General features: G+C 39.5%; 15 protein-coding genes. 2 read left to right on the top strand and 13 right to left on the bottom strand.

The window, feature by feature from the left end; all coding sequences use genetic code 11:
- Positions 1-6: 6 nt before the first annotated feature.
- From guaB to recG, 3 genes are all read right to left on the bottom strand, one after another.
- Entirely contained in the window at positions 7-1,461 is a 1,455-nt protein-coding gene (gene guaB, locus VEIT17_RS03945) for an IMP dehydrogenase (protein ID WP_178884819.1), read from the bottom strand.
- A gap of 75 nt (positions 1,462-1,536) precedes the next feature.
- A complete protein-coding gene (locus tag VEIT17_RS03940; protein WP_060924254.1) occupies positions 1,537-1,722 on the bottom strand; it encodes a 4-oxalocrotonate tautomerase in 186 nt (61 codons plus the stop codon).
- Between the two features lie 132 nt (positions 1,723-1,854).
- Positions 1,855-3,897: an ATP-dependent DNA helicase RecG gene (gene recG / locus VEIT17_RS03935; protein WP_178884817.1), complete on the bottom strand. Its 2,043-nt coding sequence runs from the start codon at positions 3,895-3,897 to the stop codon at positions 1,855-1,857.
- A gap of 223 nt (positions 3,898-4,120) precedes the next feature.
- Here recG and rpmB point away from each other — a divergent pair, with 223 nt between their 5' ends.
- Positions 4,121-4,309, top strand: a complete 189-nt coding sequence (gene rpmB / locus VEIT17_RS03930; protein WP_005386334.1) for a 50S ribosomal protein L28 — start codon at positions 4,121-4,123, stop codon at positions 4,307-4,309.
- Between the two features lie 107 nt (positions 4,310-4,416).
- Here rpmB and VEIT17_RS03925 read toward each other — a convergent pair whose 3' ends face one another.
- From VEIT17_RS03925 to tyrS, 6 genes are all read right to left on the bottom strand, one after another.
- Entirely contained in the window at positions 4,417-5,406 is a 990-nt protein-coding gene (locus VEIT17_RS03925; RefSeq protein WP_178884815.1) for a deoxyguanosinetriphosphate triphosphohydrolase, read from the bottom strand.
- Positions 5,403-6,224 (bottom strand): pyruvate, water dikinase regulatory protein, encoded by an 822-nt coding sequence (locus tag VEIT17_RS03920; protein ID WP_119208000.1) that lies wholly within the window; start codon positions 6,222-6,224, stop codon positions 5,403-5,405. The genes VEIT17_RS03925 and VEIT17_RS03920 overlap by 4 nt, the downstream gene beginning before the upstream one ends.
- Positions 6,225-6,234: 10 nt before the next feature.
- Positions 6,235-6,864 (bottom strand): helix-turn-helix transcriptional regulator, encoded by a 630-nt coding sequence (locus VEIT17_RS03915; RefSeq protein WP_174683254.1) that lies wholly within the window; start codon positions 6,862-6,864, stop codon positions 6,235-6,237.
- Positions 6,865-6,962: 98 nt separating this feature from the next.
- On the bottom strand, positions 6,963-9,344 hold the full coding sequence (gene ppsA, locus VEIT17_RS03910) for a phosphoenolpyruvate synthase (protein ID WP_119207998.1): 2,382 nt from the start codon (positions 9,342-9,344) through the stop codon (positions 6,963-6,965).
- A 76-nt stretch (positions 9,345-9,420) separates the two neighbouring features.
- The gene (locus VEIT17_RS03905) at positions 9,421-10,062 is read right to left on the bottom strand and encodes an NUDIX hydrolase (protein ID WP_178884814.1); all 642 of its coding nucleotides are present in this window, start codon (positions 10,060-10,062) and stop codon (positions 9,421-9,423) included.
- Positions 10,063-10,316: 254 nt separating this feature from the next.
- On the bottom strand, positions 10,317-11,525 hold the full coding sequence (tyrS, locus tag VEIT17_RS03900) for a tyrosine--tRNA ligase (protein ID WP_178884812.1): 1,209 nt from the start codon (positions 11,523-11,525) through the stop codon (positions 10,317-10,319).
- A 162-nt stretch (positions 11,526-11,687) separates the two neighbouring features.
- On the opposite strand from tyrS, the gene VEIT17_RS03895 reads away from it, so the two are divergent.
- Positions 11,688-13,775 (top strand): transglycosylase domain-containing protein, encoded by a 2,088-nt coding sequence (locus tag VEIT17_RS03895; protein ID WP_178884810.1) that lies wholly within the window; start codon positions 11,688-11,690, stop codon positions 13,773-13,775.
- A gap of 183 nt (positions 13,776-13,958) precedes the next feature.
- On the opposite strand, the gene VEIT17_RS03890 is transcribed toward VEIT17_RS03895, so the two are convergent.
- The 4 genes from VEIT17_RS03890 to pheS form a co-directional block, all read right to left on the bottom strand.
- Positions 13,959-16,337: an endonuclease MutS2 gene (locus VEIT17_RS03890; protein ID WP_178884808.1), complete on the bottom strand. Its 2,379-nt coding sequence runs from the start codon at positions 16,335-16,337 to the stop codon at positions 13,959-13,961.
- Positions 16,338-16,350: 13 nt separating this feature from the next.
- A complete protein-coding gene (locus VEIT17_RS03885; protein ID WP_178884806.1) occupies positions 16,351-18,774 on the bottom strand; it encodes a U32 family peptidase in 2,424 nt (807 codons plus the stop codon).
- A gap of 88 nt (positions 18,775-18,862) precedes the next feature.
- Positions 18,863-21,307 carry a phenylalanine--tRNA ligase subunit beta gene (pheT, locus tag VEIT17_RS03880; RefSeq protein ID WP_178884804.1) on the bottom strand — a complete coding sequence of 815 codons (2,445 nt, stop codon included), beginning with the start codon at positions 21,305-21,307 and terminating at the stop codon, positions 18,863-18,865.
- Positions 21,308-21,316: 9 nt separating this feature from the next.
- Positions 21,317-22,339: a phenylalanine--tRNA ligase subunit alpha gene (gene pheS, locus VEIT17_RS03875; protein WP_178884801.1), complete on the bottom strand. Its 1,023-nt coding sequence runs from the start codon at positions 22,337-22,339 to the stop codon at positions 21,317-21,319.
- Positions 22,340-22,344: the final 5 nt, after the last annotated feature.

Below are 22,344 nucleotides of genomic sequence, written 5' to 3'. Positions count from 1 at the left end.
CCATTATCAACCACTATAATTTGGTGCTTCAACGGTAATGCTTACATCATGCGGATGACTTTCTTTTAAACCAGCCGCTGTAATTTGAATGAATTGAGTATTTTCAATCATTTCTTGGATGTTATGACATCCGCAATACCCCATACTTGCACGCAAACCACCAACCATTTGGAAAATTGTATCAGCCAACATACCTTTATAAGGCACGCGACCTTCAATACCTTCAGGAACTAATTTCTTAGCTTCAGTTTGGAAATAACGATCTTTACTACCAAGTTTCATAGCACCTAAACTACCCATGCCACGGTATACTTTATAGGAACGACCTTGGTAAATCACTGTTTCTCCTGGACTTTCATCAGTACCAGCTAAAATATTCCCCATCATGACTACATTAGCACCAGCAGCAATAGCCTTAGCAATATCGCCAGAATATTTAATGCCCCCATCAGCGATGATAGGAATGCCATAGCGACGACCTACTTGAGCAGACTCGTAAACAGCAGTAATTTGAGGTACCCCAATACCTGCAATAACGCGAGTTGTACAAATAGATCCAGGTCCAATACCAACCTTAACAGCATCAGCACCAGCTTCAATAAGAGCCTCTGTACCAGCTGCAGTAGCAACATTGCCTGCAATAACAGGAATATGAGGATAGGCTTGTTTAATTTCTTTCAATGTACGTAGTACGCCTGCAGAATGCCCATGTGCTGTATCTACAATGATTACATCAGCCTTTGCAGATACAAGTGCATCAAGACGATCATATAAATCTTTAGACACACCAACAGCAGCACCAACTAATAGGCGGCCACTACTATCTTTAGCTGAATTTGGATATTTTGTCGCTTTTTCAATATCTTTTATAGTAATTAATCCTTTTAAGTTTCCATCATCATCTACGAGAGGTAATTTTTCAATGCGATGTTCACTTAAAATTGCTTTCGCCTCTTCAAGAGATGTACCTTCTGGTGCAGTAACAAGGGAATCCTTTGTCATGCATTCTCCGATTTGGCGTGTTAAATCAGTTTCAAAACGCATATCGCGATTTGTAATGATCCCTACTAGTTTACCATGTTCTGTGATAGGTACACCAGAAATTTTATATTTTTCCATAATTTCTGCTGCATCAGATAGTAAATTTTGAGGGCTTAAGAAAATAGGATCGACGATAACACCATGTTCAGAGCGTTTTACCTTATCAACTTCATGGGCTTGTTCTTCAATAGACATATTTTTATGGATAACACCAAGGCCACCTTCACGAGCCATAGCAATAGCCATACGGGATTCAGTAACTGTATCCATCCCAGAACTAATCATAGGGATATTCAATGTAATGTCACGAGTTAATTGAGTTTTTAACTCTACTTGATGTGGTAGCACATCAGAAGCCGCTGGTACTAACAAAACATCATCAAAAGTTAGTCCACGCATACCGAATTTATCGTCTCTCATATTTAATTCCTTTCCGTATAATAAAACAAAACTACGACCCGCCTAGTCCATCTGGACTAGGCGGTCAGTCGTAGCTTAGCGTTCAGACCGCAAAATGCCGCCTTCCATATAATCATCTTTTTTCATATCTACGAAGATAATCTTTACTGCGTCAGCAGGTACATTAACGATATCAACCGCAGCTTTAGTGATAGCTTCACCTAATTGTTTTTTTTGTTCTTTTGTGCGCCCTTCAACGAGCTCTACATGAATAAGTGGCATATTGACCTCCATAGATGAAAAATGAAATAAATTTGTTTGTTCTATTATACGGTATGAGGAACAGATACACAAGGGAAAAACCCAGATAAAATCTAATATTATCGCTACTTATGTACTTATTATTCCTACCTCTTAATTATACAATATTCTAAGAAATTTTTCACCAAATCTTTTTTCTAATTCTTCTTTCATTACAGATTCAAGTTTTTCCATTCCATACTGACTTGCAAACTCTAGTACATCCTTGCGAGCCTGTACCAATATTTCAATATCTTTAATAATATTAGCAACCCGTAAATCAGGTAATCCTGATTGAGCTAAGCCAAATAATTGACCAGAACCACGAAGCAGTAAATCTTGCTCTGCTAGTTCAAATCCATCTTGGGTCTGTTCCATCAATTTTAATCGCTCTTGGCTCACATCATTTTTAGAATCACTCACAAGAATGCAATAAGATTGATGAGACCCACGACCTACACGGCCACGTAACTGATGTAATTGAGATAGGCCAAAACGTTCTGCCCCTTCAATACACATAATGGTCGCATTTGGCACATTAACACCAACCTCGATAACGGTAGTAGAAACGAGCAATGAAATCTCACCCCTATGGAAGGCATTCATCACTTCATCCTTTTCACTTGGTTTCATGCGCCCGTGTACAAGACCAACTTCATAAGCCTTGTAAAAGTACTCTTTTAACTCCAGATATAATTCCTCAGCAGCTTGTAAATCTAACTTTTCAGATTCTTCAACAAGTGGGCATACTACATAAACTTGACGACCTTCTGCCATCTCCTTGCCAAAGAATGTTCTTAATCGTTCCTTATACGAACTATCTACAGCATAGGTTTTGACAGGTTTACGTCCCGGTGGCATTTCTTTAATTAAGGATACTGCTAAATCACCATACACAGATAATGTCATGGTTCGTGGAATTGGTGTAGCCGTCATAATAAGTACGTGAGGATATGTCCCCTTCTGTTGCAACCGAGCCCGTTGTTCTACACCAAAGCGATGTTGTTCATCGATAATAACAAGTCCTAAGTTGTGGAAGTTAACACCTTCCTGAATAAGAGCATGAGTGCCAATTATCATATGAATGGATCCATCAGCTAACCCTTCATAGATTCGTTCTTTTTCTTTTTTTGTAGTAGAACCCGTTAATAGCTCTATGGTAATCCCCAAATTACCACATACTTCTGTTATACCTTCGTAATGTTGTGTCCCTAAAATCTCCGTTGGAGCCATTAACGCCCCTTGGTACCCATTTTCAATGGCTTTCAACAAACTCAAGGTAGCTACAACCGTTTTACCGGAACCTACATCACCTTGCAATAATCGCTGCATAGGCCGTTCATCTTCCATATCGATACGAATGTCCTCTAATGCACGCTGTTGATCCCCTGTTAAGGAGAACGGTAAATTTTCTATACACTGAGCCATTAAGTCTCCATTGGGACCCATCTTAGGACCTTTATGACATTGTTCTTTATTTCGTAACAATGCCAATCCAGATTGCATGACAAATAACTCCTCATAAGCGAGTTGATGACGCGCCTCTTCATATCGCTCTGAAGACTCTGGGAAATGCATCATTTTAAATGCATCATAACGATTCATATATTGATGTACTTCACGAACTTCAGCAGGCAAAATCTCTGGCAACTCATGATTAGCTGCAAACCAATTACGTACCGATGAGCGCACCACAAATTGAGATACCCCATCTGCAAGAGCATAAATAGGAACGATACCACGATCAGGTTCTCCACCGTCTCCCAAATTTTCTATTTGGGGTGTATTCATTTGCATAGACCCATATTGGAACTCGGCTTTACCATACGCATATAGGAGCTGACCCTTTTTGTAAAAGTTCTTCTTATACCCTTGGTTAAATAGCACAATCTTTAAAGGACTTGTACCATCTGCAATGACTACTTCTAAAATAGACAATCGAGGGCGAGGACGTTTTTCTTGTACAGCAATAACATTCCCAACCACGCCACCAGTCATACCAGACTTTAAATCACCAATTCTATAAATCGTACGGCGGTCTTCATAGGTTCTTGGGAAATACGTTAACAAGGATGTTATATTGGTAATTCCCAACTTATGTAATTGTTTCTCTCGACCAGGACCTATCCCCTTTATGGTCGTCAACCGTTCATCCATAGAAACTCCTTTAAATATACGATAAACACATGAGATATATCCAATTTCTGTATATCCTTGTGTAAAAGCCCACTTATATCATAGAATATGATATATAGTATACCTTATATTGTAGTATATTTCATAAAAAGAGCAATATGTACGATAAAAACACTTGCTTTACGCTACTCTTTATGATAATATACTTTTGTTATGTTATAGATTAAGCTTGGAGGTGGAAACTATGGCAAACCTTTGCGAAGTATGTGGCAAATCCACATCTAGCGGTATGAACGTGAGTCACTCTCACATTCGCACAAGAAAAACTTGGAAACCGAACATTCAAAGAGTACGGGCGGTTGTAGACGGTGCTACTAAAAAAGTAAACGTATGCACTCGCTGCCTTCGTTCTAATAAAATTACACGCGCGTAAAATAAAAAGTACATGTACTCTTTGGGGTTCTAGAGCCCCAAAAAAAGCAGTTAGTTCATTTGAACTAACTGCTTTTTTTGTTATCTATATACCTATTATTTAATGATTTATAGCGTAATATTTGGAATATAATACTGTTTAAATAGCTTAATGGCATATTGATCCGTTAAGCCTGCTACATAATCTACCACATCACGGGTAGAATAAAACTCTCTTGTACTTTCACAGCCCTCCATATCATCAGGATGTTCCATAAAGTGAGTAAATAAGTTTTTCACCACATGAGATGCCTTATTTCGATCTGGAATTAAAGCCGGCGCTAAATAAACATTTTTAAACATAAATTGACGGAATAGATTCATGGTCATCTCTATATCACTAGACATAGAAATAACAGGTTTATCTAAAGACTCTCGCACCATATCTTCAACCATGGCAGTAATCATACTAGAAGGAGTCATACCAAAATGCTCTCGCACTTCAAAAGGTAATTCCTCAGCCGTCAACATACCAGCGCGCTGTGCATCATCAAAATCATGACACAAATAGGCAATGCGGTCTACGATACGAATAATTTGACCTTCCAAAGTGACAGGGATATGTGCCCCTGTATGACCTACGATGCCATCACGTACAGCAGTCGTTAAATTAAGACCTTGATGGTCTCCATGCTTTTCTAAGACTTCAACCATACGCAAGCTTTGTTCATTATGATTAAAGTGACCAACCATATCACGCAACGCATATTCACCGACGTGACCAAATGGGGTATGTCCCACATCATGCCCCATAGCGATAGCTTCTACTAAATCTTCATTTAGTCGCAACGCACGAGCCACTGTACGACCTATTTGTCCTACCTCAAGGGTATGGGTCATACGCGTACGATAATGGTCACCTGGCGCAATATAAACTTGTGTCTTATGCTTTAACCGTCTAAAACATTTACTGTGAATAATGCGGTCCCGATCACGTTGAAAGGCAGTTCTAAGTGAATCGGGAGCTTCCTCTAAATCACGGATGGCATCACGGCTTTTAGCTGCATAAGGAGAGAGGAGTAAAACCTCCCTCTCCTCTATTTGTTCCCGTATATTCATTTACCCTCCGATGCACGGTTTTTATCGATCAATTGCATAACTAGAGATGCTGTTTCTTCGATAGATTTATTAGAAACATCTAGCACTTGGCAATGTAAACGACGCATAATAGCTTTTGCATATTCTAATTCAGATTGAATACGCTCAATAGATGCGTAGTTTGCTTCGTCTTCAAGACCGATAGCGCGTAACCGTTCACTACGAATATTATTTAATTTGAATGGGTCAATAATAAGGCCCACGATTTTTTTTGCTGGAATTTTAAATAATTCCTCTGGTAATGGTACCTCAGGTACTAATGGCAAATTGGCAGCTTTAATCTTTTTGTACGCCAGGAACATAGATAATGGCGTCTTACTTGTTCTAGATACACCAATAATAACTACATCGGCCTTTTCAAAGCCAGATGGATTTTTACCATCGTCATATTTTACGGCAAATTCAATGGCTTCTACCTTTTTGAAGTATTCTTGGTCAAGCTTATGAACCATACCAGCTGTCATACGAGGCTTTGTGGATGCAACAGTACCTACAGCATTGAGAACTGGGCCCATAATATCTACAGCAGGAATATTGTATTCTGCTACTTTTTCATGAAGATATTTGCGCAAAGACTCAGATACAATGGTATGACAAATAACATGATTACCACGTTTTGCATCTGCTATAACTTCATCAATTTGGCTTTCACTATCAATATAAGGAATACGAACAATTTCAATTTGTTCCTTATCATATTGACTCGCCGTAGCTCTTGCTACAGCCTCTGCAGTCTCCCCAAGGGAGTCCGATATTGCATAAATAATTTTTTCTGCCATTCTATCAACCTCAATGTATGCTACATTCTAAAAATACTTTCGCTACCGTCGTTTTAGATACACGGCCTACAACCTTTAGGCGTTTCTTGTTTTCCACATCCTCGCGAACGACGACAGGTAAACAATCCACTTCATAATCTATCATCTTCTGTGCAGCCTCTACTAATGTATCGGTAGGCTCCACAGTTATAACCTTACTCACAGGGGTCATAATCATAGATATAGGCATTGTGTGCGAATCTGTTTGCCCCATAGAGGCACGCAACAAGTCCTTACGGGATACGACACCTACTAAATAGGAATCATCACACACTAGAATAGTCCCTACATCTTCAGTAAATATAGTAACAATCGTGTCATACAAACTTGTATCCCCGTTGACTACAACGGCTTGAGATAATACATCACTTACCAGAAATGACTTTAATCGCTCCGCCGTTTGTGTTTCTTTTGAAAGTCCCACATAGTAATAACCTACATTCGGACGCGCATCTAAAACACCTAGCATAGTTAACACCGATAAATCTGAACGCAATGCAGATCTAGTAACCTCTAAATGTTCAGCAATAGCACTGCCCGTTACAGGCCCTTCTTCACGAACGATTTGAGCAATTTGTTCTTGTCGTTTCGACAGTTTCACACGGTAACCCCCTTTCATCTCTGTTTGTATTATATCCTAAGTTACCATTCAGAAAAAGAGGAGACCTACGGGCCTCCTCCTTCAATACCACTATATGATTACCAAGTTAAGTCATCAGTTTCTTGACGACCACGACCAGTCATAGCATCGAGCATAATTCGTTGTTCGATTTGAGCCACCATTTTCTTAGTGTTCACAACCGCATCTGGGTTAACAGAAATGGAGTCGATACCACTCTTCACGAGGAATTCGCAAAGTTCAGGATACACGCTTGGCGCTTGACCACAGATGGATACAGTTTTACCATCTTTGTGAGCCACTTCGATGAGATGGCGAATCGCTCTACGAACTGCTAGATTCCGTTCATCATAGATATGTTGAACTGTTTCGTTATCACGGTCACAGCCAAGAACGAGCATAGTCAAGTCGTTAGAACCGATGGAATAACCATCTACATATTTATTGAATTGATCAGCTAAGATTATATTGGATGGAATTTCAGCCATAAGCCAGATTTTGAAATCTTTACCGCGTACAAGGCCTTCTTGAGCCATTAAGTTAGTAACAAGTTCAGCTTCCTCTATAGTACGGCAGAATGGAATCATAACTTGTAAGTTTTTGAAACCAAATTCGTTACGTACTTTTTTGATTGCTTCTAATTCTAATTTAAAAGCAGGTGTATATTTTGGATCATAGTAACGAGCTGCACCACGCCAGCCAAGTAATGCACTGGATTCATGTGGTTCATATTTGTCGCCACCGTTGAGATCACGGTATTCGCTAGATTTGAAGTCGCTCAAACGAACTACTACTTGGCGAGGAGCTAATGCTTGACACACTTTACGCATACCTTCTGCCAATGTATTAACTGCAAAATCACTGCGACCAGTTTCGATAAGATGTAATGGGTGTTCGTGAATGAAAGTTGTCCAAATGAACTCTTCACGCATTAGACCAATGCCATCACATGGTAATACACCATGTTTTTCAGCTAAATCAGGATTGCCTAAATTCATGTAAATCTTAGTGCCTGTTACAGGAACATATTCAGTTGCAACACTTGCAGTAGCTTGTGCTTCTGGCTTTTTAACGATATCTTCTAATACACCATCGTATACGATACCATTTGTGGCATCAACAGTAATCATTTGACCATCTTTAATGGATGTTGTTGCTTCATGGCTACGGCTCTTAGTACCTACGATACAAGGAATACCAAGCTCACGGCTAACGATAGACGCGTGACAAGTCATACCACCAGCATCAGTAACGATTGCTTTTGCCTTTTTCATTGCTGGTACCCAGTCAGGAGCTGTCATAGCTGTGACAAGGATTTCGCCTTCTTTGAATTCATCAATATCCTCAGGATTGATGATAACATGAGCTTTACCGGCTGCATTACCAGGGGAAGCTGGCAAACCTTTTACAATAATTTCACGATTACCTGCATCTAATGTGCTAGGTTTTTCAGTTGTTTTTGGTTTTTCTTTACGGGACCAAACTGTTTCTGGACGAGCTTGTAAAATCCAAATTTTACCGTCTCGTTCATCTACGCCCCACTCCATATCCATGTAACAACCATAATGTTTTTCGATTGCTTTTGCGTATTTAGCAAGCTCCAAAACTTGAGCATCTGTAATAACTTGTTGTTTAGCTTCATCTGCTGGAACAACTTCTTCAACACAGTCGCCGTCAGCTTTACGAACTAAGCGGATATTTTTGTCATTAATCATGCGATCTGTAATTTCCATTTTATCTTTATCTACATGGAAATTATCTGGTGTAACTGTACCTTGTACAACGTACTCACCAAGACCCCAAGAACCTTCGATAAGGATGTTGTTATCGTTACCTGTTACAAGGTCAACAGTGAACATTACGCCAGCGGCTTTAGAGAATACCATCATTTGAACGGCTGCACTCAATGCTACTGTCATATGATCGAAACCTTGTTTTACACGGTAGTATGTTGCACGATCTGTGAAAGTAGATGCATAACATTCTTTTACTTTCTCGATGATAACGTCAGCACCACGTACATTTAAATATGTATCTTGTTGGCCTGCAAAGCTTGCGTCTGGCAAGTCTTCTGCTGTTGCACTAGAACGAACTGCTACGAATGGATTTTCTTCGTTTACTTTTTTACCAAGTTCTTCATAAGCATGACGGATAGCATCTGCCAATTCTTTAGGCATTTCTTCTTCGCAAATCATGCGGCGAATTTTAGCACATACTTCACGCAATAATGCAGAATTTTCTACATCATCTAACGCATCAAGTTCAGCGCGGATTTTATCTTCCAAACCTGTTGCTTTCATAAACTCACGATAACCATGAGCAGTTGTAGCAAAACCATAAGGTACAGGTACATTAGTGGAGGATGTCAATTCCCCTAAGGAAGAAGACTTACCACCAACTAAATTAACATCTTCACGTTGTAATTCATCAAACCAAAGTACGTATGCTGTTTCGCGATTCATGTGAGAACCTCCTAGTCAATTAGTGCAACACATTAAACCTTTTACACATAAATAGTATACCTTAATTTAAAATCTGTCAATTTATATAAGGATTATTATGCAAATAAATCTCCCTATAGATATCTAAAAAGTTTTTCAGCACTCGCCCCGTTAGTCCCCATATGGTGTATTGTTTATAGGGATAGAAATAGACTGAGTAGTTTTGTCTAATTTTCCAGTCTATGTTGTAGCCTTCTAATAAATGGAATGGAAAGTCCTTTAATGGTCTTGTAGCTATATCTAGATGACCTACAGTTGGCTCCATCTCTAATAGATATTGTAAAGGTACGGTAAACACTTCTCCTACTTCATCAGGATTTGGTTTTAAATCACTTGTATGTAATCGCACTGCAACGGCATATAGTTTTACCCCAATAGCAGATACAAAGCAGTCTAAATTACCAAGTAATTCTATTTTGTCTAAATCTATACCGAGTTCTTCAGAGCATTCACGCATGGCAGCATGGGCACTGCTTTTATCATTAGGCTCACAGTGGCCACCAGGAAAGCTAATTTCACCAGGCTGACGGCGTAGCTTATTACTGCGTACAGTAAACACTACATGGTCTTCCCCATCTATTTCTAGTAATGGTACGGCTACGGCCGCAGTTATAACATCAATATCGGTGAGAACAGTATGTTCTCGTTTTTCTAGGAAATTAGATAGTTTCTTGTCCATATATAGTCCTCTTACTTTATAGTAAAATTTATATGATATCCATATAAATCTTTTATGTATCAAATTAGTATTTTATATTTATCTTTTATATTTATCTTTTATATTTATCTTTTATATTCATCTTTTATATTCATTATACATTAACTTGTACCTAAATTTTGGAGTTACTATTAATAGATACAATAGAGGAAAATCTTATAAAGAAAATGGACAAAAAAACTGTGATGAGGTTTCTACCCCATCACAGTTTTATATTAGTTAAATTTAATTTTTACGAATTTACGTTTACCTACTTGAACGATCATGCCCTCTTCAAGGGTAAGGTTTTCTTCTGTATATTTTTCTCCATTTACTTTAAAAGCACCAGCTTTAATGGAGCGACGTGCTTCACCATTAGAGGCAGTCAAACCAGCATCTGTACAGAATTGCGGTACAAAGATTGGTTCTGTTGGCGCATCCAAAGCGTATTCAGGAATATCTGTAGGCAACGCGCGTTGTTGGAATACGCGTTTGAATTCTTCTTCTGCTTCGAGAGCAGCTTCTTCACCATGGTACAAACGAACGATGGTACGAGCTAATTGCATTTTAGCATCACGTGGATGTAATTCACCACTTTCAAGACGTTTTTCCATATCTTCTTGCTCTTCGATTGGCATGTCTGTAACGAGCATGAAGTAACGCATCATCAATTCGTCTGGAATGGACATTGCTTTACCATACATTTCTTTAGGTTCTTCATCGATACCGATGTAGTTACCTAAAGATTTACTCATTTTTTGAACACCATCAAGGCCTTCAAGCAATGGCATTGTAATAACAACTTGTGGTTCTTGACCTTCTAATTCTTGTAAATGACGACCCATTAACAAGTTGAACGTTTGGTCTGTACCACCAAATTCAACATCAGCATGTAATGCTACAGAATCTTGACCTTGCATCAATGGATACATAAATTCATGAACACCGATTGCACGACCTTCTTTGAAACGTTTATTGAAATCATCGCGTTCCATCATACGCGCTACAGTGTAAGAACTTGCCAAGCGAAGCACATCAGCAAAATTCATAGATTCTAGCCATTCACTATTGTCGCGGACGATAGTTTTTTCAGGATCTAACACTTTAAAGATTTGTGTTTTATAGGTTTCAGCATTTTTCAATACTTCTTCTTTTGTAAGTGGTGGACGAGTTACACTTTTACCAGTAGGATCACCAATACGAGCAGTGAAACCGCCGATAACGATCACTACTTGATGACCAAATTCTTGGAACAAACGTAGTTTGCGAAGTGGTACTGTATGGCCTAAATGAATATCTGGCGCTGTTGGGTCCAAACCTAATTTTACAACTAAAGGTTTATTTTCCTTAATGGATTTTTCTATTTTCTTTACAAAATCTTGTTCATTAATTAAATCTGCTACGCCGTGTTTAATTTGGCGCACTTGTTCTTGAGCACTAACCATGATAATCCTCCTCGAAATACTATTGTTTTAGTATACCATTATCTAAAAACTTTCACAATTATATATATAGTATTGGTTTTAACCCTTTTATGATATAATATTTATAACTGCGTAATAGAATTTACGTTATATTTACTAACAAAAGAAAAAAGAGGTGACTCTATGAGTAATAACTCAAATGCGAGAAGTAGCCGCCGTTCTAATAGTAGCGGCTCTACACCGAAGAAAACAAGTCCGAAGCGTCTATTTTGGATTTGTGCTCTTCTCCTTATACTCATCGTAGCCGGAGGTGGCTGTGGTTTCATCAGTGCTACACTGTCTAACCTACCAGATGTATCCAATGTACGTCCTTCTGCATCGTCTCAAATTTACGATGTCCATGGTAATCTTATCACAACGGTTCATTCCACAGAGAACAGATTACCTGTACCTTTAAAAGATGTACCAAAGGATTTACAAAATGCCTTTGTTGCTACTGAGGACTCTCGCTTCTATTCCCATCACGGTATCGACCCTGTTGGTATCTTGCGTGCTGTATGGGTTAACATTGTTCATAGTGGCGTATCTGAAGGTGGTTCTACAATCACTCAACAGTTAGCGCGTAATGCATTCTTATCTCAAGACAGAACATTTAAACGTAAAATTTCTGAAGCATTGCTAGCACTTAAAATTGAACAACATTACACGAAGGATGAAATCCTTGAAATGTACATGAACCAAATTTACTTTGGCCAAGGTGCATACGGTGTACAATCTGCAGCTCATGTATACTTTGGTAAGGATGCTAGCCAATTAACGCTAGCCCAAGCAGCACTTATTGCAGGCTTACCACAAAGTCCTAACTACTACTCTCCATTCAATGATTTGGAAGCTAGTAAAAAACGTCAAGCTGTTGTATTAGGCCAAATGGTTAAATACGGTTACATTACACAAGAGCAAGCTGATGAAGCACGTCAAGCAGATTTAGGCTTAGTGGCAAAACAAGAACAAACGCATGAAAAATCTAATGCATCTTACTTCATTAACTATGTTATTGCACAAGTTTCTGAAAAATATGGCGATGATGCAATCTACAAAGATGGTTTAAAAATTTATACCACTCTCGATATGGATGCGCAAAATGCTGCTGTTGCAGCAATGCAAAATCTACCAACTATGTATACTGACCAAAATGGTCTACACCAACCACAAGGTGCTATCGTAGCAATGAATCCACATAATGGTTATATCGTTGCCATGGTCGGTGGTCGTGGAGATGATGCCTTTAACCGTGCATCACAAGCGGAACGTCAACCAGGCTCTGCTATGAAACCATTCGTTTACTTAGCTGCTATTCAATCTGGTAAAACTCCAGGGTCCATTGTTGATGATAGCCCTGTTGATTTTAATGGATGGCGTCCTCAAAACTATGAACGAAACTTTGAGGGTAATATTACATACCGCTATGCATTACAACATTCTCGTAACGTACCAGCTGTAAAAATTGCTGATGAAGTAGGTATGTCTAAGATTATCGACTTAGCTAAGAAGATGGGTATTACTACCTTAACTGATGAAGATAACAACTTATCAACAGCACTTGGTGGTTTAACTCATGGTGTTTCACCATTGGAAATGGCTGAAGCTTATGGCGTACTTGCTAATGGTGGCGTCAAGGTTCAACCTACAGCAATCATAAAAATCGTGGACCGCAACGGACAAGTAGTGGAAGAAAATTCCATCCAAGAAAAGCGCGTCGTTGAAGAAAAAGATGCTGCTATCATCACTGATATGTTAGAATCTGTTATTAATGGTGGTACTGGTGGCAATGCTGCTATCGGTAGACCTGCAGCTGGTAAAACAGGTACAACAGATGATGAAAAAGATGCTTGGTTCGTTGGATATACGCCTGATTTAGTTGCTGCTGTTTGGATTGGTGATGACTACGGATCTGAAACATTAGGTATTACTGGTGGTTCAACGCCAGCTGTAATGTGGAGACAATTTATGTCGGCCGCATTAGCCAATACCCCTGCTTCCGACTTTAATGTACCAGCTAGCGCTCAAGCAGCTGTTTCTGAAGGTTATTATAATCCTGTAAAAGCACAGCCTAAAAAAGAAGCTGCTAAGGACGAAAAAGCAGACAAAAAAGACGATAAAGACAAATCGAAAGATGAAGCTGTAAAAGATGACAGTGGCTCAAAAGATGATGCAACTGAACAGAAATCTAATTCATCGAAAAGTAAAAAGTCTAGTAAAAAAGATCGTTAATCTCATACTCTAAAGGAGCGGAACATGTGTTCCGCTTCTTTCTTTTACGTAAAAAGGTAGTAAGTTCTAAGAACTTACTACCTCTTCTATTTCTATATATGTATATGGCTATACCCCATAACCAATTTGATATACGATAATAATTTACTGTATTATATATAACTATATCACTATTGTGTAGCTTTATTTCAGAACTACATTGGTAGCTCCTACACCACCTTCGTCATAGCCTGCCGTTTCAAAATGAGCTACATGCGGTAAGGTACGCAAATATTGATGTACACCTTCACGTAATGCGCCAGTCCCCTTACCGTGAATAATGCGCACTTGATTAACACCACCAAGCAAGGCTTGGTCAATAAATCTACCAACAGAAACTGTCGCTTCATCTACCGTTTGTCCAAGAATATTGATTTCAGTACGAACCTCTTTTTGGCGTTGTACGGCAGAGCCCCCCATACGTTTTCTAGTTTTAGGCATAGCTGCTTTTTGTTCCCGTGCAAGCTTATTTCCTTCTTCACGTGTAGTAGATTGTAATTCGCTAACCTTTACAGTAGCTGTTAGTCCATTAATATCTACATTCACACGATTGCCATTGATAGCTAATACGGTACCTAATGAGCGCAAAGATGTAACATATACTGCTTGGCCTACCTTAATAGCATCTGCAGTCAAAGATTTACGATCATCATCGACTGGAGATTCTGGTATATGTACATTAGAGATACCCTTACGTGCAGCATTAATAGCAGATTGACGCTTATCCTTATTTGTTTCAGAGAATTGTGCTTTCAATTGCTTGATAATCGCTTCCCCTTCGACGCGTAAGCTACGTTTCATAGATTCTGCATCAGCTTGAGCTTTGGCTAAGATTTGTTTACGCTTTTCGTTAAACTGTTTCTTTTCCTTCTCTAATTGACCACGCATGCGACGTGTTTCATCAAGCTCTTTCTTTAAGGCTCTTTCCCGTTCAGATGCCTTACGAAGTTGCTCATTCAAATCTGAAAGAACTTCTTCCATTTCATGGCTACCAAATTGAGATTTATACTCTGCAGCGCGCGTTACGATATCTTTTGGCAAACCTAAACGGGCCGCAATACTCAATGCATGGCTACTACCTGCTACACCGATATGAAGTCGATATGTTGGCTTTAACGTACGCTCATCAAACTCTACATGGCCGTTTTCGATTCCTTCTGTATGGTATGCATAGTTTTTAAGCTCATTATAATGGGTGCTTACCATCATAAGGGCACCTTTTTTACGGAAGAACTCAAGGATAGATACAGCAAGTGCACTACCTTCCTCTGGATCTGTACCGGATCCAAGTTCATCCAGTAATACCAAGTCATTTGGACCACAATGTTTAATAATGGAAATAACTTGTGTCATATGAGCAGAGAACGTACTAAGGCTAGCCTCAATACTTTGTTCATCCCCAATATCGGCAAAGATATTTTGGAATATAGGCAACATTGAGCCGTGGTCTGCAGGGATAAATAGACCACATTGGTTCATTAAACTCAATAACCCTAATGTTTTAAGGGATACTGTTTTACCGCCTGTATTAGAACCAGTAATCAATAAAATACGGTACGATGTACCTAATTGAATATTTGTAGGCACTACCACATTCGGTGGGATTAATGGGTGCCGAGCTCTCATGAGATTGACAGTTCTATCAGTACTCAAGATGGCCGGTACACCCTTATAAGAAATAGCAAGGCTCGCCTTACCATATACAAATTCGATGTGGGATATCTTTTCACAAGCATCCATCAAATCATTACTATGTTGTTTTACAAGGGCTGATAATTCACGGTAAATACGCAATACCTCTTGCTCTTCACCAATCAATGCCTCTTGTAATTCATTATTTAGATTCACCAAGCGCATCGGTTCAATATAGAGTGTTTGACCCGTTGCAGAACGGTCGTGAATAAGACCATCAAAATATTGGCGATATTCCTGTTTTACAGGGATTACATAGCGATTGTTACGCTGTGTAATGATTGTTTCTTGGAAATACTTCTGATTATCCTTGTCGTGTAAGATAGCTTGAATATCATTTTTAATCTTTTCACGAGTTTTAATAATCGTATTTCTTAGGCTCGCCAACTTAGGAGATGCTGTATCAAGCAATTCCCCTTTTTCATCAAAAACGCGTTTAAAGCGATTTTCAATGCGATCTGTATTTGGCATATCCTGTACCCATAAGGATAGTAAAGGATATTCCATATATTTCGTTCTAAAAAACTTTGTCATGCGCTTATAAGCACCAATGGTTAAATAAATATCCCACAATGCTTCACGAGTAAGGACAAAGTCTTTACGACTCTTCTTACAGGACTCACGAATATCTCGCGTACCGCCTAACGGTTGTTCTACCTCAGTTTGCAAAGAACGCATTGCCTCCGCCGTTTCATCAAGGTTCTCTTGAATGGCTTTCGCATCTGTCATAGGTTCGATGTGCATAGCTAATTCTTTAGCAATGGTAGAACTACAGTGTTGTTGTAATTGTTCTTTTATATGGTGAAAGTCTAATACATCTTCGTTAAACAATGTACTACCTCTTTTATAAAATACCTCTAAAATAGTGGCCCCTTGTAATAGGTGTATCATCTTTACCTACACTCTTAGGCGGAGCCTCTTTTGTTCCATTTTGAATGGATACATAATCTGCTACGATAGTACGCAAGCGATGTGGATCCATATGTCGACCATCGATGCGCAAAATATGTAGCCCTTTTCGATGTAACTCTGGCACATAGGCACGCATGTCCATTTCATGACTATTCATGATGTGCATACGGCAATAAGGATCGGTACGCAATGGGAACACTTCCCCTTTACGGTCCTTCAATGCATAGTCCTCCCTTACACATGGCATAGGACAGTTTTCCTTTTTACCAGTGCCCACAAAGCTTGCAATGGCACAGTATTCGGAAATCATCATTTCTGTGTAACCATGTACCATTATTTCTAATGGCAATTTAGTAGATTTTTGCAAGTTAACAAGTTGTGCCAAGGTTAACTCTAAGGATGGCGCTATGCTACTCATATGTAAATCTTCCCATACTTGTAAGGAAGAGCCATTAAATATATTAAGGCCTGTATCGGCTTCAATAGCACCTGTATACCCTAAGTCACGAAGCCACAATAACGCTTGAGGGACGTGAATAGAAATGCTATCCGGTTTCGCCTCAACTATGGCCTCAAGGGTATTCATATACGCCTTTACTTCATCATCTTTCACGACCCGAGGCGTAGCAAATACACAGAGTACATTATAGTCTTTGCAAATCTTAGCTACCTGCCCGTAGATGCTAAGTTCATAAGGTTTACGTTGTAAACGGTCACCACCGAAGATAATCTTCTTAGCGCCCCCTTCAATAGCTGCTTTCACAGCCTCTAGTTCATCAACGCGAGCACTCACCATAGGCTCAGAATATTGAACCTTACCCTTAGCAACCATAGATGACATATCTTGAGGCTCTACAGCCAGCTCAGCCCAAGCCGTTTCATGGTCTGTAATCAGTAAGTTTTCTAGCGCTTCTACAGCATCTCGGCGCAATGCATTTAACACACTAGCTGGCCACATATAAGGTCCATCAGGAATAGACATAGAGCCAAGCGTAAACAATGTATTGCCTAATCTACCTACTTGGTCAGTAACCTTCTCTAATGTAGTCGGTTTATTGTTAGCATAAACCGGTTCAAACTCATTAGATACAGTCACAGTACGCCCATCATTCAATACAAAGGTAAGGTCTGTGCAAGGTTGTTCTCGGTCTGTATTAATAGATAGATAACCATGTACCTCTAATTTAGCACTAAAATCTTGTAAGCCTCGTTGCTTTTGAGATTTTGGCGTAGATGCTAAAAATACTTGTCCCGCTGCAAACCCTTCATCAGGTTTGCCTACAAAATGCTTTTCATCCATTAAGGACCAATTTTGATCAATTTGATAATACGTAATACTACCAGAATCTTGCATTACCTTTAAAAGTGATCCTTTTTCAATCGGTTCTGTTAGGAATAAATGAACTTGTCCTTTTTTGACCTCTGCTTTACCAATTAATTTGCCTTGATTATTTGGAGCTACAACAGTCATCATAGATTTCCCTACATGGTCTGTTAAGTAATCTGTAGAGAAGCCACGATTAAACCCAGATGCCAATGCATCGGCATCAGCAGCATCCATATGAGCCGTATCTAAAATATGGCGATAAGTCCCAATAACTTGGCGTACATAGGAAACCTTCTTCATACGTCCTTCTACCTTAAAGGATGTAACACCGGCAGCTACGAGCTCATTCATATGCTCACTATAGTTAAGATCCTTTGGACTTAATAGATAGGCTTCGTGTTTAGGTAGCAAACTAGTACCAGAAGAATCCAATAGTTCATAAGGCAACCGGCAAGGTTGTGCGCAAGCACCACGGTTACCACTGCGACCACCGATAAAGGAACTCATCAAGCATTGACCAGAATAGCACACACATAAGGCACCATGTACAAAGACTTCGATTTCAGCTGTACAGTTTTTACAAATATGTTCAATTTCAGGAAGGCTCAATTCACGAGCCAATACAACACGGGTAAAACCGAGGCTTTCATAAAAACGAACAGCATCTAATGTAGCCGCCGTCATCTGCGTACTGCCATGCAAGTGAAGTTTAGGAGCCACACGCTGAGCTAGTTTAGCAACTGCTAAATCTTGAACGATAATAGCATCCACACCGATGCGCTCTAAGTCCTTTAAATACGCCTCGAGATCCTTTAATTCGGAATCACCTATGAGGATATTTACGGTTACATATACGGACACATCTAAAATATGAGCCAAACGAATAGCCTCAGCCAGTTCTTCAATGCCAAAGTTTGCTGCATGAGCACGAGCATTAAAGCCTTTACCGCCAAGATAAATAGCATCAGCCCCAGATTCTAAAGCGGCTATAAAGTTTTCCATCGTACCGGCAGGAGCCAATAATTCCATGGATAATCCTTTCTACCTAACTAAAGGTATAACTATAGTACTAAAAGGGTTTACCATATGGTAAACCCTTTCAATATACTGCTTGAGATTAACGTAATCTGCAGTTAATTTCTGCTAATGCATCGATAATAGCTTGAATGTTACCATCAATATCTTCATCATTCAACGTGCCTTCCATAGAGCGGAATTGCAAGTTGTATGCAAGACTGCGGTAACCAGCTTCGATATGTTCACCTTCGTAAACGTCGAAGATAGATGCACTTTCTAAATATTCGCCACCATGCTCTTTAATGATAGATAAAATTTCACCACTAGATACGGACACAGGTGCCACAATAGCAAGGTCACGGCTAGTACCTGGGAATTTACTGAAAGATGTATAGCGGAATGCTGGAATCGTTAAGGATAATACTGCTTCCAAATCGATTTCAAACATGTATACTTTTCCTGGTAAATCAAAGTTTTTGCTCACTTGTGGATGTAATTCACCATATTGAGCAATCATTTTACCATCAACTACGTATTGAGCACTTACACCAGGGTGGAAGTAAGGTTCAGTGCCACGATTAATTTCATAGCCTTTAACACCTAGTTCAGCCAACAACGCATCTACGATACCTTTTACATCATAGAAATCTGTAGTGCGTTCTGCTTGATTCCAGCCAGCTTGGTTTGCTTTGCCCATCAAGATACCACAAGCCATAGGGCTTTCATGAGGTACCTCTGTCAAAGGCAATGCTTTTGGTTCATATACATTCGCTGTTTCAAACAACCAAAGATCCTTATTTTGTTGCGCAATATTGCGTTTGGCAGCTTCGATAACAGCTGGCACCAATGTAGTACGCATATAAGGGAATTCTTCGGAAATAGGATTCAAAATTGGAATGGCTGTATAACGGCTATCCCCTTCAGGAAGCATCATATTGGAAAGGCCATCTTTATGCATAAAGCTAAATGTAATGATTTGAGTCATACCCAATTTAGCTAACGTATGTGTTACCTCTTTCGTAAGAGCTTTCTTAGGCGTCATACCACCAGAGGACAATACGGCTACAGGAATTGTAGGAGCGATATTATCATAGTTATAAATACGAGCTACCTCTTCAGCGATATCAGGCATTACTGTTACGTCACCGCGCCATGTTGGAACGAGGGCAGATAATTGGTCCCCTTCTTCAGTTACAACGAATTCAAGAGCAGTCAAAATGCGAACCATTTCGTTTTTTTCAATGTTTGTACCCAAGTAATCGTTGATTTGTTTTGCTGTGAAAGTAACTGTATGTTGCTCTACAGGGTTCTTGTACACATCGATAATGCCTACATCAACTTTACAGGATGGGCAAATTTGTTGCAACAACTGTGCTGCTCTGTCGATAGCATAGGCAGTGTATTTATGGTTTACGCCACGTTCAAAACGTCCAGATGCTTCAGAACGCATACCAAGCGCTTTTGCAGTGCGGCGAATGGATGGTCCATTAAACACAGCAGCTTCAAGCATAACAGTAGTCGTTTCATTTGTTACTTCGCTATCAAAGCCACCCATGATACCAGCTACACCTACTGGGCGTTCTGCATCGGCAATAATAAGCATAGAGTCATTCAATTCACGTTCAGAACCATCAAGTGTAACAAGAACTTCACCATTTTTAGCACGTCTTGCCACTAGTTGATGACCTTTTACATGGTCATAGTCATAAGCATGCATAGGTTGACCAAGTTCTAACATAACATAATTTGTTACATCTACTACATTATTAATAGGACGAATACCGCTGTTACGCAAACGATTTTGCATCCACAATGGAGATGGCTCAACCTTTACATCTGTAACGATACGAGACATGAATCGTGTACAAAGATCATCCGCTTCGATAGATACAGATGCTTTGCCTTCAATGGACTCACCATTTTCGTTAACCATGATAACAGGGAATAAAGCTTTTTGATTTGTCATCATGCCGAATTCACGGGATAAACCAACCATGGAGAAGCAATCTGCTCGGTTAGCAGTCAATTCAAATTCATATACTGTGTCGTTTAAGCCCAACACGTCTTTTACATCAAGGCCGATTGGTGTGCCTTCAGGAAAGATATAAATACCTTGTGCTTCTTCTGGCAATACTAAATCGCTGGAGATACCAAATTCTGCAACAGAACAGAACATGCCTTCAGATACTTCGCCGCGCAATTTACCTTTTTTAATTTCTGTTCCATCAGCTAAGCGAGATTTATGGTACGCTACAGGTACGATTTGACCTACCGCTACATTTGTGGCTGCTGTTACGATTTGTTTTGTAACAGGCTCACCTTCTTCAGTAAGGCATTCAACTTGACATACTTGTAATTTATCTGCATCTGGATGTTTCGTGATTTCTACGATTTTACCAGTATAAATTTTCTTAATGCCATTATCCATAGCAATGACATCTTCTACAGGAATCCCTGCTTGTGTTAATTCATCGGCCAATTCTTGAGCAGGACGATTCATATCCACAGGCACGTATTCGTTCATCCACTGTAAACTTGCTTTCATGAGTTCCTCCTAAAATTGTTCCAAGAATCGTACATCATCTTCAAAGAATAGACGTAAATCATTAATGCCATATAAAAGCATAGCAATACGTTCTACGCCCATACCAAAGGCAAAGCCTTTAACCTTTTCAGGATCGTACCCATTAATACGCAATACATCAGGATGAACCATACCGCATCCTAAGATTTCAAGCCAACCTGTATGAGAACATACACGGCAACCTTCACCACCACACATTACACAGGAAATATCTACTTCTGCAGATGGTTCTGTAAATGGGAAGAAGCTTGTACGGAAACGTACTTTTGTTTCATCCCCATACATATGACGCAAGAAGGACTCTAATGTGCCTTTCAAATCAGCAAATGTAATATGCTCATCGATGATGAGACCTTCCACTTGATGGAATACTGGGGAATGTGTTGCATCATAATCCCAACGATAAACCTTACCAGGCGCAATCATACGGATTGGGCTATTAGGCTCATGACGTTGCATTGTACGAGCTTGTACTGGAGATGTATGCGTACGCAATAAGAAGTTTTCTGTAATATAGAAGGAATCTTGCATATCACGTGCAGGATGGTCTTTAGGCAAGTTTAAGCATTCGAAGTTAAAGTAATCCTGTTCAATTTCTGGCCCCTCTTCAACGGTATACCCCATTTTCATGAAGAAGTCCTCAATCATTTCATTAACCTTAGTTAATGGATGAATATGACCAGCTTTTTGTGCACGACCTGGCAATGTAATATCGATGCGTTCTTGTTCTAAGCGAGCATTTAACTCTTCTGTTTCCATACGAGTTTTAACGGCATCAATTTCAGCCTCTAATGCTTCACGAACCGCATTAACAAGAGCACCAGCCTTAGGGCGTTCTTCAGGAGATAATTTACCAAGACCTTTTAGTAATGCTGTTACCTCACCTTTTTTACCTAGATATTTTACACGTATATCTTGCAACGCTTGTTGATCAGCAGCGCCTTTGATAGCCTCAAGGGCTTCTGCCTTAAGACGTTGTAATTCTTGTTCCATTAAAG

The organism is Veillonella nakazawae, from assembly GCF_013393365.1.
GTDB classification, from domain to species: Bacteria; Bacillota; Negativicutes; order Veillonellales; family Veillonellaceae; genus Veillonella; species Veillonella nakazawae.
This window is presented reverse-complemented; position numbering and strand designations above follow the sequence as displayed.